The sequence below is a fragment of the Kitasatospora sp. NPDC005751 genome (genome assembly GCF_040630835.1).
Lineage (GTDB): Bacteria > Actinomycetota > Actinomycetes > Streptomycetales > Streptomycetaceae > Kitasatospora.
The window spans coordinates 157,444-170,101 of the sequence record NZ_JBEXYC010000003.1 but is presented as its reverse complement, the minus strand read 5'-3'; the positions used below and the strand labels follow the sequence as shown (position 1 = coordinate 170,101).

The 12,658-nt window shown below is 67.2% G+C and carries 21 protein-coding genes; all 21 read right to left on the bottom strand.

What is annotated here, in order from left to right:
* Positions 1-23 precede the first annotated feature (23 nt).
* The 21 genes from truA to rplN all read right to left on the bottom strand — a co-directional run bounded on the left by truA (position 24) and on the right by rplN (position 12,601).
* Positions 24-935 (bottom strand): tRNA pseudouridine(38-40) synthase TruA, encoded by a 912-nt coding sequence (gene truA, locus ABZ497_RS05205; protein ID WP_329488110.1) that lies wholly within the window; start codon positions 933-935, stop codon positions 24-26.
* 77 nt (positions 936-1,012) lie between these two features.
* Entirely contained in the window at positions 1,013-1,501 is a 489-nt protein-coding gene (rplQ, locus tag ABZ497_RS05200; RefSeq protein WP_329488111.1) for a 50S ribosomal protein L17, read from the bottom strand.
* A gap of 126 nt (positions 1,502-1,627) precedes the next feature.
* Positions 1,628-2,650, bottom strand: coding sequence for a DNA-directed RNA polymerase subunit alpha (locus tag ABZ497_RS05195; protein WP_030232516.1), 1,023 nt, complete (start codon positions 2,648-2,650; stop codon positions 1,628-1,630).
* A gap of 129 nt (positions 2,651-2,779) precedes the next feature.
* Entirely contained in the window at positions 2,780-3,187 is a 408-nt protein-coding gene (rpsK, locus tag ABZ497_RS05190; protein WP_030232513.1) for a 30S ribosomal protein S11, read from the bottom strand.
* Positions 3,188-3,259: 72 nt separating this feature from the next.
* Positions 3,260-3,640, bottom strand: coding sequence for a 30S ribosomal protein S13 (rpsM, locus tag ABZ497_RS05185; protein WP_329488114.1), 381 nt, complete (start codon positions 3,638-3,640; stop codon positions 3,260-3,262).
* A gap of 179 nt (positions 3,641-3,819) precedes the next feature.
* The gene (gene rpmJ / locus ABZ497_RS05180; protein ID WP_003956441.1) at positions 3,820-3,933 is read right to left on the bottom strand and encodes a 50S ribosomal protein L36; all 114 of its coding nucleotides are present in this window, start codon (positions 3,931-3,933) and stop codon (positions 3,820-3,822) included.
* Positions 3,934-3,966: 33 nt separating this feature from the next.
* Complete coding sequence (infA, locus tag ABZ497_RS05175; protein WP_003956442.1) at positions 3,967-4,188, bottom strand: translation initiation factor IF-1; 222 nt, start codon at positions 4,186-4,188, stop codon at positions 3,967-3,969.
* 196 nt (positions 4,189-4,384) lie between these two features.
* The gene (gene mscL / locus ABZ497_RS05170) at positions 4,385-4,810 is read right to left on the bottom strand and encodes a large conductance mechanosensitive channel protein MscL (RefSeq protein ID WP_329488115.1); all 426 of its coding nucleotides are present in this window, start codon (positions 4,808-4,810) and stop codon (positions 4,385-4,387) included.
* A 138-nt stretch (positions 4,811-4,948) separates the two neighbouring features.
* Complete coding sequence (gene map, locus ABZ497_RS05165) at positions 4,949-5,788, bottom strand: type I methionyl aminopeptidase (RefSeq protein ID WP_329488116.1); 840 nt, start codon at positions 5,786-5,788, stop codon at positions 4,949-4,951.
* A 131-nt stretch (positions 5,789-5,919) separates the two neighbouring features.
* Positions 5,920-6,573, bottom strand: coding sequence for an adenylate kinase (locus tag ABZ497_RS05160; RefSeq protein WP_329488117.1), 654 nt, complete (start codon positions 6,571-6,573; stop codon positions 5,920-5,922).
* Complete coding sequence (secY, locus tag ABZ497_RS05155; RefSeq protein ID WP_329488118.1) at positions 6,573-7,883, bottom strand: preprotein translocase subunit SecY; 1,311 nt, start codon at positions 7,881-7,883, stop codon at positions 6,573-6,575. Before secY ends, ABZ497_RS05160 begins: the two co-directional genes overlap by 1 nt.
* A 320-nt stretch (positions 7,884-8,203) precedes the next feature.
* Positions 8,204-8,659, bottom strand: a complete 456-nt coding sequence (rplO, locus tag ABZ497_RS05150) for a 50S ribosomal protein L15 (RefSeq protein ID WP_329492137.1) — start codon at positions 8,657-8,659, stop codon at positions 8,204-8,206.
* On the bottom strand, positions 8,659-8,841 hold the full coding sequence (rpmD, locus tag ABZ497_RS05145) for a 50S ribosomal protein L30 (protein ID WP_030300409.1): 183 nt from the start codon (positions 8,839-8,841) through the stop codon (positions 8,659-8,661). The genes rplO and rpmD overlap by 1 nt, the downstream gene beginning before the upstream one ends.
* Complete coding sequence (rpsE, locus tag ABZ497_RS05140) at positions 8,841-9,464, bottom strand: 30S ribosomal protein S5 (RefSeq protein ID WP_030055834.1); 624 nt, start codon at positions 9,462-9,464, stop codon at positions 8,841-8,843. The genes rpmD and rpsE overlap by 1 nt, the downstream gene beginning before the upstream one ends.
* 48 nt (positions 9,465-9,512) lie before the next feature.
* Entirely contained in the window at positions 9,513-9,896 is a 384-nt protein-coding gene (rplR, locus tag ABZ497_RS05135) for a 50S ribosomal protein L18 (RefSeq protein WP_359803488.1), read from the bottom strand.
* A 3-nt stretch (positions 9,897-9,899) separates the two neighbouring features.
* Positions 9,900-10,439 carry a 50S ribosomal protein L6 gene (gene rplF / locus ABZ497_RS05130; protein ID WP_329488120.1) on the bottom strand — a complete coding sequence of 180 codons (540 nt, stop codon included), beginning with the start codon at positions 10,437-10,439 and terminating at the stop codon, positions 9,900-9,902.
* Positions 10,440-10,461: 22 nt separating this feature from the next.
* Positions 10,462-10,869 (bottom strand): 30S ribosomal protein S8, encoded by a 408-nt coding sequence (gene rpsH, locus ABZ497_RS05125; protein WP_031063036.1) that lies wholly within the window; start codon positions 10,867-10,869, stop codon positions 10,462-10,464.
* A 274-nt stretch (positions 10,870-11,143) separates the two neighbouring features.
* Positions 11,144-11,329 (bottom strand): type Z 30S ribosomal protein S14, encoded by a 186-nt coding sequence (locus ABZ497_RS05120; RefSeq protein WP_030393303.1) that lies wholly within the window; start codon positions 11,327-11,329, stop codon positions 11,144-11,146.
* 4 nt (positions 11,330-11,333) lie between these two features.
* Positions 11,334-11,903, bottom strand: coding sequence for a 50S ribosomal protein L5 (gene rplE, locus ABZ497_RS05115; protein WP_030300393.1), 570 nt, complete (start codon positions 11,901-11,903; stop codon positions 11,334-11,336).
* Positions 11,903-12,214 carry a 50S ribosomal protein L24 gene (gene rplX / locus ABZ497_RS05110; RefSeq protein WP_030055828.1) on the bottom strand — a complete coding sequence of 104 codons (312 nt, stop codon included), beginning with the start codon at positions 12,212-12,214 and terminating at the stop codon, positions 11,903-11,905. Before rplX ends, rplE begins: the two co-directional genes overlap by 1 nt.
* Before the next feature lie 15 nt (positions 12,215-12,229).
* The gene (gene rplN, locus ABZ497_RS05105; protein ID WP_030393301.1) at positions 12,230-12,601 is read right to left on the bottom strand and encodes a 50S ribosomal protein L14; all 372 of its coding nucleotides are present in this window, start codon (positions 12,599-12,601) and stop codon (positions 12,230-12,232) included.
* Between the last annotated feature and the right edge of the window lie 57 nt (positions 12,602-12,658).

The window sequence follows — 12,658 nt, the reverse complement described above, 5'->3', positions numbered from 1 at the left end:
CCGCGGCCCAGGACCAAAACGGATTAGCCGACCACCGGCTGTCCCGGCAGCGTCCTGATCCGGCGGGCCAGCCGGCTGCGCTCGGCGAGCTGGTCGTCGGCCGGGTAGCCGACCTCCTCCAGCGTCAGCCCGTACGGCCGGATCACGTTGACCGCGGAGTTGCGCACCCCGCCGGCCAGCACCTCGCCGGGGAACTCCACCGGCCGGTGCCCGTCGCCGACCAGCAGCATCGCGCCGACCAGGGCCCGCACCATGTTGTGGCAGAAGGCGTCGGCGCGGACGGTGGCGACCGCCAGCGAGCCCTCCTGCGAGGCGTAGGAGTCGACCGGGACGCGGTCCCAGCGCAGTTCCAGCAGCGTGCGGATGGTCGTCGCGCCCTCGCGCTTCTTGCAGTACGCGGCGAAGTCGTGCTCCCCCAGCAGCAGTGCCGCGGCCGCGTTCATCCGCTCGACGTCCAGCGGCCGGTCGTGCCAGAGCACATGGCCGCGCAGCAGCGGGTCCACCCCGCCGGGGTGGTCGGCGACGCGGTAGGCGTAGCGGCGCCAGATCGCCGAGAAGCGGGCGTCGAAGCCGGCCGGCGCCTCGCCGATCCGGTAGATCCGGACGTCCCCGGGCAGCCGCCCGGCCAGCCTGCGCAGCAGCTTCTCGCGGTGCGCGGCCCACAGCTCGGCCGGCAGGTCGACGTGCGCGACCTGGCCGCGCGCGTGCACGCCGGCGTCGGTCCGTCCGGCGACCGTCAGCGGGTACAGCTCGGTGCTGCGGGTGACGATCTGCAGCGCGCTCTCGATCTCCTCCTGCACCGTGCGGCGGCCACCGCGCTGGCGGGCCCAGCCGGAGAACTCCGCGCCCTGGTAGGCGAGGTCGAGCCGGACCCGGACGTACCCGTCGGCCGGGCCGTCCTTCACCGGCGGACGCTCGGCGCAATCGTCGATCACTGCTTCACTCCAGACAGAAGGAACGGGCCCGCTCCCCCACGGAATGGGAGAGCGGGCCCGCACTGCACCCAAAGGCGTCAGGCCTGCTCGGCCTCGGCCTCGTCGGCCTTGGTGTCCTCGACCTTGGTCTCCTCGACCTTGGCCTCGGCCTCCTTGACGGCGCGCTTGGTGGCACCCTCGGCCTCGCCGACGGCGGTCTGCGCGACGGTCAGCGCCTCGACCAGCTCGATCACGGCCATCGGGGCGTTGTCGCCACGACGGGGACCGATCTTGGTGATACGGGTGTAGCCACCCGGGCGGTTCTCGTAGCGCGGCGCGATCTCGGTGAAGAGGGTGTGCAGCACGGAGATGTCGGTGATCGTCTTGCGAACCAGACGACGGTTGTGGATGTCGCCCTTCTTCGCCTTGGTGATCAGCTTCTCCGCCAGCGGGCGCATCCGACGGGCCTTGGCCTCGGTCGTGGTGATGCGGCCGTACTGGAACAGCTCCCGGCACAGGCCGGCCAGCAGCAGCGGCTCGTGGTGGGGGCCGCCGCCGAGGCGGGCACCCTTGGTGGGACGCGGCATGGAATTACTCCTTGAATCTCCGACTGCGGCCGTACCAGGTACCGCAGCGGGCGTACGGACACGGTGCCCGTACGGCTTTCATGATGACGGGGGCGGCTCCGGGGAACCGCCCCCACCAGCAAACTCTTAGTACTGCTCGGTCTCCGCGTAACCCGCGTCGTCCAGGTCGTCGGCGCCGAAGGCGTCGGCGGCGGCGGTCGGGTCGAACCCGGGCGGGCTGTCCTTGAGGGCCAGGCCCATGCCGGCCAGCTTCGCCTTGACCTCGTCGATCGACTTCGCACCGAAGTTGCGGATGTCGAGCAGGTCGGCCTCGGAGCGGGCGACGAGCTCACCCACGGTGTGGATGCCCTCGCGCTTGAGGCAGTTGTACGACCGAACGGTGAGCTCGAGCTCCTCGATCGGCAGCGCCAGGTCGGCGGCCAGGGCGGCGTCCGTGGGGGACGGGCCCATGTCGATGCCCTCGGCGTCGATGTTCAGCTCGCGGGCGAGACCGAACAGCTCCACCAGGGTCTTGCCGGCCGAGGCCATGGCGTCACGCGGGCGCATGGCGGGCTTGGTCTCGACGTCGACGATCAGCTTGTCGAAGTCGGTCCGCTGCTCGACACGGGTCGCCTCGACCTTGTAGGTGACCTTCAGCACGGGGCTGTAGATCGAGTCGACCGGGATGCGGCCGATCTCCTGGCCGGAAGCCTTGTTCTGCACGGCGGAGACGTAGCCGCGACCGCGCTCGACGGTCAGCTCCATCTCCAGCTTGCCCTTGCCGTTCAGCGTGGCGAGGACCAGCTCGGGGTTGTGCACCTCGACACCGGCCGGCGGCGCGATGTCGGCGGCGGTGACCACACCCGGGCCCTGCTTGCGCAGGTACATCACGACCGGCTCGTCGTGCTCCGAGGAGACGACCAGCTGCTTGATGTTGAGGATGAGGTCGGTGACGTCCTCCTTGACGCCCGGCACGGTGGTGAACTCGTGCAGGACGCCGTCGACCCGGATGCTGGTGACAGCGGCACCGGGGATCGAGGAGAGGAGCGTGCGGCGAAGGGAGTTGCCGAGGGTGTAGCCGAAGCCCGGCTCCAGCGGCTCGATCACGAACCGCGAGCGGAATTCGTCGACGACCTCTTCGGTCAGCGAGGGACGCTGAGCGATCAGCATGTTTTCAGATCCTCCAGTTGTCTTCGGCACCCACTATTTGATGCCGAACAGAACCAGCGTACGGGGTCCCGGACGAACCGGGACCCCGTACGCGGTGTCAAGCGAACACCAGTGCCCGAAGGCGCTGCGTCAGACGCGGCGGCGCTTCGGCGGACGGCAGCCGTTGTGCGGGGTGGGGGTGACGTCCTGGATCGAGCCCACCTCCAGGCCGGTGGCCTGGAGCGAGCGGATCGCGGTCTCACGGCCGGAGCCCGGACCCTTGACGAAGACGTCGACCTTGCGCATGCCGTGCTCCTGCGCGCGACGGGCAGCGGCCTCGGCGGCCATCTGCGCGGCGAACGGGGTGGACTTGCGCGAGCCCTTGAAGCCGACGTGGCCGGCGGAGGCCCAGGAGATCACGTTGCCCGCGGGGTCGGTGATCGAAACGATGGTGTTGTTGAACGTGCTCTTGATGTGCGCGTGGCCGTGAGCGACGTTCTTCTTTTCCTTGCGGCGGATCTTCTTCGCGCCGGCAGCCTGACGACCCTTGGGGGGCATAAGTCTGTTCTCCTACTGAGGTGGTCGGTCCGCTGACCCGCGGGCCGGAGGGATGTCCGGTGACGGGACGGACTACTTCTTGCCCGGCTTCTTCTTGCCGGCGATCGCGCGACGCGGGCCCTTGCGGGTACGCGCGTTGGTGTGGGTGCGCTGACCGCGGACCGGCAGGCCGCGGCGGTGACGCAGACCCTCGTAGCAGCCGATCTCGACCTTGCGGCGGATGTCGGCGGCCACCTCACGGCGGAGGTCACCCTCGACCGTGTAGTTGGCGTCGATGTACTGACCCAGCTTGACGAGGTCTTCCTCGGAGATGTCGCGAACGCGGACATCCGGGCTGACACCGGTCTCGGCCAGGGTCTGCTGGGCGCGGGTACGACCGATGCCGTACACGTAGGTAAGGGCGATCTCGATCCGCTTCTCACGGGGGAGATCAACGCCGGCGAGGCGTGCCATTCAAGGCTCCTGTGTTTCTTCAGAGGTCTTGCGTGCTACCTACTCCGACACCTCACGGTGTGGGAGCCCCGGCCTCTGACCGGGGGTGGCAGTCCGCCCTGCGAAGGGCGGATCGGGTAGCCCGCTTATGACGTTTTCGCGTCGCGCGAAGTACTACGAGAAATGCTGGGGAGAACTGATCAGCCCTGGCGCTGCTTGTGGCGCAGGTTGTCGCAGATCACCATGACCCGGCCGTGACGGCGGATCACCTTGCACTTGTCGCAGATCTTCTTGACGCTCGGCTTGACCTTCATGCTTCAGGTTCTCCGGGTCTAGATCTGACGTTCTTACTTGTAGCGGTAGACGATCCGGCCACGCGTGAGGTCGTAGGGGCTGAGCTCCACCACGACCCGGTCGTCCGGCAGGATGCGGATGTAGTGCATGCGCATCTTGCCGCTGATGTGCGCGAGGACCTTGTGACCGTTCTGCAGCTCGACCTTGAACATCGCGTTCGGAAGAGACTCGATCACGGTGCCCTCGATCTCAATGGCGCCTTGCTTCTTAGCCATGAACTGCGAGATCCACCTTCCGGGACCGGCTACCGTATGCGGCACGCTCGTGCGAACCTGGGTCCACCCCGTCCCCCGAGAGGGAAGAGGGCGTGCTGGAGCACGCTACGAGTGAGCCGACGGTCCATCCTACGCCAGTGCGCCCGATGGGCCAAAACGAGGCCGCCGGACGCGACCGACGCCGCCCGTCCGGCCGTCACAGGCCGGGGCTGACCACCAGCGGCTCGACGTGGGCGGTGCAGGCGCTGCAGCGGCGCGCGGCCTGCGGTATCTCGGTCAGGCACTCGGGGCAGGGGCGCTTCGGGGACTTCGGCTTCTTCGGCAGGTAGCGGGCGGTGGCCTTGGTCACCGGCAGCACGACGCAGAAGTACAGCACCGCGGCGGTCATGAGGAACGCGATCAGCACGTTGAGGAACTGCCCCCACGGGAAGATGACCCCGCCCAGGTTGGCCTTGTAGGAGCTGAAGTCGCCGGCGGCACCGACCACCACGCCGACCAGCGGGGTGAGGAAGGCCGACACGAAGCCGGTCACCACGCCGGTGAAGGCCGCACCGATGACGACACCGACGGCCATGTCGACCACGTTGCCGCGCATCATGAAGTCGCGGAATCCCTTGAGCACTGCACTCTCCTGCTTGATCGAAGCCGCTGAAGCCAGTGAAGCCACTGCCAGCCGATAAAAATAGGACAAAAGCCCTCGAGGTCCAAACCCCCAGGGCTCTGATCCGTTGTCGGGCGCGGTAGTTGACCGCCTCCGCGACTACCCGAGGGGGTCCGGAGCTGCGGTGATGCCCAGCTTCGCGAGTTCGGCGCGGCCGCCGTCGAAGGCCGTCAGGACCAGCGGGCCCTGCTCGGTGACGGCCACCGAGTGCTCCCAGTGCGAGGCCCAGGTGCCGTCGGTGGTCACGACGGTCCAGTCGTCCTCCAGCACGGTGGTGTGCGGAGTGCCCAGCGAGACCATCGGCTCGATCGCCAGCACGGTGCCGGGGATCAGCTTGGGGCCCTTGCCGCGCCCCCGCTCGACGTAGTTCAGCACGTGCGGCTCCATGTGCATCGCGGTGCCGATGCCGTGGCCGCCGTAGCCCTCGGTGATGCCCCACTTGCCCTTCGGCGGGAGCGGCTGGCGCCGGATGAAGCCCTCGATCGCCTTGGAGACGTCCGCCAGGCGGTTGCCCTTCTTCATCTGGGCGATGCCGGCCCACATCGAGCCCTCGGTGACCCGGCTGAGCATCTCCACCTCGGGGCGGACCTCGCCGACCGCCACGGTGATCGCCGCGTCGCCGTGCCAGCCGTCCACGATGGCGCCGCAGTCGATCGAGATGACGTCGCCCTCCTGGAGCACCCGGTCGCCGGGGATGCCGTGCACGACCTCGTTGTTCACCGAGGCGCAGATCACCCCGGGGAACCAGAGCCCGCCGTGGTCGGCGCGGAAGTTCGAGGTGGCGCCGTGGTCGGTGATGACCTTGTCCGCGATGTCGTTGAGCTCCTGGGTGGTCACCCCCGGAGCGACCGCCTCCCGGCAGGCCTTGAGCGCCTCGGCGACGACCAGCCCGGCCACTCGCATCTTCGCGATCTGCTCGGGGGTCTTGATCTCCACCATCTGGTCACGCCTTCCTAGGGTTCCCGCCCGGTCCTTGCCGGACGGCCGTGCACTCGTTCCACCGTACGACGCCGTACGGCCGCGCTGCCCCGGCGAGGGGCGGCGCGGCCGTACGGCGTCGCTCGGTAATGTCAGTTGTCCTGCTTCAGCGCCTCGATCGCGCGCTGGGTCACCTCGTCCACCTTGCCGAGCGCGGGGATCGTCGCCACCAGGCCCTGCTGGGCGTAGTAGTCGATGATCGGCTCGGTCTCGGTGTGGTAGACCTCCAGCCGCGTCCGCACCTTCTCCTCGGTGTCGTCCGAGCGCTGGTACAGCTCGCCGCCGCACTCGTCGCAGACGCCCTCGGCCTTCGGCGGGTTGTAGTCCACGTGGAACACGTGGCCCCCGTCGTTGCGGCACAGGCGACGGCCGGCGATCCGGCGGACGACCTCGTCCTCGGGGACCTCCAGGTCCAGCACGCCGTCCAGCGCGATGCCCTGCTCGGCCAGGAACTCGTCCAGCGCCTTGGCCTGGCCAAGGTTGCGCGGGAAGCCGTCGAGCAGGAAGCCGTTGCCGGCGTCGGGCTGGAGCATGCGGTCCTTGGCCATCCCGATGGTGACCTCATCCGGTACCAGGCGACCCGCGTCCATGAAGCTCTTGGCCTCGAGCCCCAGCGGGGTGCCCTGACCGATGTTGGCGCGGAACAGGTCGCCGGTGGAGATGTGGGGAATGGACAGGGTCTTGGCGAGCAGGTGCGCCTGAGTACCCTTCCCGGCCCCGGGAGGTCCGACGAGGACGATACGCATCAGCGGAGGAACCCTTCGTAATTGCGCTGCTGGAGCTGGCTCTCGATCTGCTTCACAGTTTCGAGTCCGACGCCGACGACGATGAGAACGCTGGTGCCGCCGAACGGGAAGTTGGTCTGCTGCCCGAAGGCCACCAGGGCGATCATCGGGATCAACGCGATCAGGCCCAGGTAGAGCGAACCCGGCCACGTGATGCGGGTGAGCACGTAGTTCAGGTACTCGGCCGTCGGCCGGCCGGCCCGGATGCCCGGGATGAACCCACCATACTTCTTCATATTGTCGGCAACTTCTTCGGGGTTGAAGGAGATGGCGACGTAGAAGAAGGCGAAGAAGACGATCAGCAGGAAGTAGGTGGCCATGTAGACCGGGTGGTCACCCTTGACGAAGTTGGTCCTGATCCACGTCGCCCAGCCGGCCTGGCTGCTGGTCAGCTGGACCACCAGGGCGGGGATGTACAGCAGCGACGAGGCGAAGATGACCGGGATGACACCGGCCTGGTTCACCTTGAGGGGGATGTAGGTCGAGGTGCCGCCGAAGGCGCGGCGCCCGATCATCCGCTTCGCGTACTGCACCGGGATCCGGCGCTGCGCCTGCTCCACGAAGATGACCAGCATCACAACGATGACGCCGACCGCGACCACGGAGAGGAACTCGACCCAGCCGCCGCCGATGGTGCCGGAGGTCTTGATCGCCCACATCGAGCCCGGGAAGCCCGAGGCGATCGAGGTGAAGATGAGGATCGACATGCCGTTGCCGATGCCGCGGTCGGTGATCAGCTCACCCAGCCACATGATGAACGTGGTGCCGGCGGTCATCGTGATCACCATGACGGCGATCCGGAACACCGACTGGTCCGGCACGATCTGGTTGGCGTAGACGCAACCCGAGAACAGCGCGCCGCTGGAGGCCGTCGCCACGATGCCGGTGCCCTGGAGCACGGCGAGCGCGATGGTCAGGTAGCGCGTGTACTGGGTGATCTTCGCGGTACCGGCCTGCCCCTCCTTCTTCAGCGCCTCGAGCCGCGGGATCACGACGGTGAGGAGCTGGAGGATGATGCTGGCCGTGATGTACGGCATGATGCCGAGCGCGAAGATCGTGAGCTGGAGGAGCGCGCCACCACTGAACAGGTTGACGAGCCCGAACAATCCGCTGCTCTTGGTGTCCTTCACACATTCGTTGACAGCTTGGAAGCTGACCCCGGGTACCGGGACGTGGGAGCCCAGCCGGAACAGCACCATGATGCCCAGCGTGAACAGCAGCTTCTTGCGCAGGTCGGGCGTCTGGAACGCCCGCGCGAACGCACTGAGCACGGTGCCTCCTGCGCCTCCCGCGCGTCGTCGGCGGGAGGGTCGGTCCTGAATGGGGAGTTTGCGGTTCGGGCCCCCGTACAGACGGCACAGGCGAGCCTACGCGCAGCCTACAAGGGAACTCCACGGACTCTAACAGTGCGCGGCCGCTCGAAAGAAGCGCGTACGGCCCCTCCCCCACTCACGGGGTACGGGATGCCCGGGTTTGCCACACAAAAGAACGAGGCCCGTACCCGCTTGAGTGCGGCTACGGACCACCGGGACAACGCACGAGCCCCGCACCTCCGTGAAGGAGGTGCGGGGCTCGTGGGGAGTCAGCGGGCTCAGACGAGCTCGGTGACGGTACCGCCGGCGGCGGTGATCTTCTCGGCGGCGGAGCCGGAGACGGCGTCGACCGTCACCTGCAGCGCGACCGAGATCTCGCCGGTGCCGAGCACCTTGACGAGGGAGTTCTTGCGAACCGCGCCCTTGGCGATCAGGTCCTCGACAGTGACCTCGCCACCCTGCGGGTAGAGCTCGGCCAGCTTGTCGAGGTTGACAACCTGGAACGTGATCTTGAACGGGTTCTTGAAGCCCTTCAGCTTCGGCAGGCGCATGTGGAGCGGCATCTGGCCACCCTCGAAGCGCTGCGGAACCTGGTAGCGGGCCTTGGTGCCCTTGGTACCACGACCGGCGGTCTTACCCTTGGAGCCCTCACCACGACCGACACGGGTCTTGGCGGTCTTGGCACCCGGGGCGGGACGCAGGTTGTGAACCTTGATCGGCGAGTCGCCCATAATCAGTCCACCTCCTCGACCGTGACGAGGTGACGCACGGTCTGGGCCATCCCGCGGATCTCGGGACGGTCCTCCTTGACGACCACATCGTGCATGCGCTTCAGACCCAGCGAGCGCAGCGTCTCGCGGTGGTTCTGCTTGCTGCCGATGTAGGACTTGGTCTGCGTGATCTTCAGGCGAGCCATCAGGCACTCACCCCTGCAGCACGAGCCCGCAGCAGAGCGGCGGGAGCCACGTCCTCCAGCGGCAGGCCACGACGGGCGGCGATCTCCTCGGGGCGCACGAGGCCCTTCAGAGCGGCCACCGTGGCGTGCACGATGTTGATCGCGTTGTCGGAGCCGAGCGACTTCGACAGGATGTCGTGGATACCGGCGCACTCGAGCACGGCACGCACCGGGCCACCGGCGATAACACCGGTACCGGGGGCAGCCGGCTTCAGGAGCACGACGCCGGCAGCCTTCTCGCCCTGGATCGGGTGAGGGATGGTGCCCTGGATACGGGGGACCTTGAAGAAGTTCTTCTTGGCCTCCTCAACACCCTTGGCGATGGCGGCCGGAACCTCCTTCGCCTTCCCGTAACCGACACCTACGGTGCCGTCACCGTCGCCCACCACGACCAGCGCGGTGAAGCTGAAACGACGACCACCCTTGACAACCTTGGCGACACGGTTGATCGCAACGACGCGCTCGACGTAAGCGGTCTTCTCGACGGCGGGGGCATTGCCCCGGTCGTCACGCTTACGGTCACGCCGCTCGCCACCGCCGGTGCCGCCGCCGGCGCCGCTACCGCGGCGCTGGGGTCCAGCCATTGGAATTACCTCTCTCGATTACGTCCGTCGACTGAGCCGACGAGCGGCTTAGAAGTCGAGCCCGGCCTCACGGGCAGCATCGGCCAGAGCGGCGATGCGGCCTGCGTACCGGTTGCCCGCGCGGTCGAAGACGACCGACTCGATGCCGGCGGCCTTGGCGCGCTCGGCGACCAGGCTCCCGACCTTCTTGGCCAGCTCGGTCTTGTCGCCCTCGACGCCCTTGATGGACACGTCGAGGGTGGACGCCGACGCCAGGGTGTGACCCTTGGCGTCGTCGATGACCTGGGCGACCATGTGACGGTTCGAGCGCGTCACAACGAGGCGCGGACGCACCTCGTTGCCGACGACGCGCTTGCGAACGCGGATCGCGCGGCGCTTGCGAGCGGCGCTCTTGTAGGCGTTGCCCTTGCCGATCTTGACAGAGACGCTCATCGCTTACTTACCACTCTTTCCGACCTTGCGGCGGATGACCTCGCCCGCGTACTTGACGCCCTTGGCCTTGTACGGGTCGGGCTTGCGCAGCTTGCGGATCTTCGCGGCGACCTCGCCGACCTTCTGCTTGTCGATGCCGTCCACGTGGAACTTGGTGGCCGACTCGACGACGAAGGTGATGCCCTCCGGGGCCTCGACCAGGATCGGGTGGCTGTAGCCGAGCTGGAACTCCATGTTGGAGCCCTTCGCCAGGACTCGATAGCCAACACCGCTGATCTCCAGCGACTTGCGGTAGCCCGCGGTCACGCCGGTGATCATGTTCGCCACCAGCGTGCGGGAAAGGCCGTGCAGGGCCTTCGACAGACGCTCGTCGTTGGGGCGGGTGACGAGCAGCGTGCCGTCCTCGCCCTTGCCGATCTCGATCGGCGCGGCGACATGGTGGGTGAGGGAGCCCTTGGGGCCCTTCACCGAGACCGCCTGGCCATCGATGGTGACGTCCACGCCGGCGGGAACCGGGATGGGCAGCCGTCCAATGCGCGACATTGCTGTACCTCCGTTTCCCGAATTACCAGACGTAGGCGAGAACTTCTCCGCCTACGCCCTTCTTGGCTGCCTGCTTGTCGGTGAGGAGACCGGAGGACGTGGAGATGATCGCCACGCCCAGGCCGCCGAGCACCTTCGGCAGGTTGGTGGACTTTGCGTAGACCCGCAGGCCCGGCTTGCTGATCCGCTTGATGCCAGCGATCGAGCGCTCACGGTTGGGACCGAACTTGAGCTCGATGGTCAGCTTCTTGCCGACCTCGCCCTCGACGGGCTCCTCAACCTTGTAGGAGGAGATGTACCCCTCCTGCTGCAGGATCTGGGCGACGTGCGCCTTGATCTTGCTGGCCGGCATCGCCACGGAGTCGTGGTACGCCGAGTTAGCGTTACGCAGACGCGTGAGCATGTCTGCGATGGGGTCGGTCATGGTCATGATGGCCTCAGGCCTCTCTCGCCGTGGTTTCTCCGCACCAGGTCCCCCGTGTTCCTGAGGAACACGGGGCACAGGCGCAGGGGACCTGCGACGTAGTAAGTCTGGGTGCGAGCCCTCGAAGAGGGTCAGCGGCCGCTACGGAGCGACCGTGACAGGGGGCCCGACCCCACTACCTTACGGGATTCCGTACGGGAGCCCAAAAACGGGCGGTGTGGGATCGGGCACCCTGCTTCGCGTGATGCGACTAGAGCGGTTGCCCTCTAAGGGAAGAGGACTACCAGGAGCTCTTGGTCACGCCCGGCAGCTCGCCGCGGTGCGCCATCTCACGGAGGCACACACGGCACAGGCCGAACTTGCGGTACACCGAGTGCGGGCGACCGCAGCGCTGGCACCGGGTGTAGGCCCGGACGCCGAACTTCGGCTTCCGCTCGGCCTTTGCGATGAGGGACTTCTTCGCCATTGGCTCACGCCTCCTTGAACGGGAAGCCCAGAGCGCGCAGGAGCGCCCGGCCCTCGTCGTCGGTCTGAGCGGTGGTCACGACGGTGATGTCCATACCGCGCTGACGGTCGACCTTGTCCTGGTCGATCTCGTGGAACATAACCTGCTCGGTCAGACCGAAGGTGTAGTTGCCACGGCCGTCGAACTGCTTGGGGGAGAGACCACGGAAGTCACGGATACGCGGCAGAGCCAGCGACACCAGACGGTCCAGGAACTCCCACATGCGGTCACCACGGAGGGTGACGTGGGTGCCGATCGGCTGGCCCTCGCGCAGCTTGAACTGCGCGATGGACTTACGAGCCTTGGTCACGGCCGGCTTCTGACCGGTGATCGCGGTCAGGTCGCGGATCGCGCCCTCGATCAGCTTGCTGTCACGGGCGGCCTCGCCGACACCCATGTTGACGACGACCTTGACCAGGCCGGGCGTCAGCATGACGTTCTCGTACGAGAACTGCTCCTGCAGCTGACCCTTGATCTCGGAGTTGTAACGCTCCTTGAGACGGGGGGTCACCTTCTCAACAGACGTCTCAGACATCAGATGTCCTCACCGGTTCGCTTGGCAACGCGGATCTTGTTGCCCTCGTCGTCGAAGCGGTAGCCAACGCGGGTGACGACCTTCTTGCCGTCCTTCTCCACGACCAGCTGGACGTTGGAGACGTGCACCGGGGCCTCGACGGTGACAATGCCACCCTGAGTACCCGGGCCCGGCTTGGTGTGCTTCTTGACCCGGTTGACACCCTCGACCAGGACCTTGTTCTCGGCGGGCATGGCCTGGATGACCTTGCCCTGCTTGCCGCGGTCCTTGCCGGTGATGACCTGGACCAGGTCACCCTTCTTGATCTTCATGCTGTTCGCCATGGGTTAGAGCACCTCCGGCGCCAGCGAGATGATCTTCATGAACTTCTTGTCGCGCAGCTCGCGGCCCACCGGGCCGAAGATGCGGGTACCGCGGGGGTCACCATCGGTGTTCTTGAGAACCACGGCGGCGTTCTCGTCGAACCGGATGTACGAACCGTCGGGACGGCGGCGCGACTTCACGGTACGGACGACGACGCACTTGACGACGTCACCCTTCTTGACCGAACCGCCGGGGATCGCGTCCTTGACGGTCGCGACGATGACGTCCCCGATACCGGCGTAGCGGCGACCGGAACCACCGAGAACGCGGATGCAAAGGATTTCCTTCGCGCCCGTGTTGTCGGCGACACGCAGTCGCGACTCCTGCTGGATCACAGCTTTCTCCTGATCGTCAACGAGAGCTGACGGGCCGGCCGCTGCTCACACCGGCGC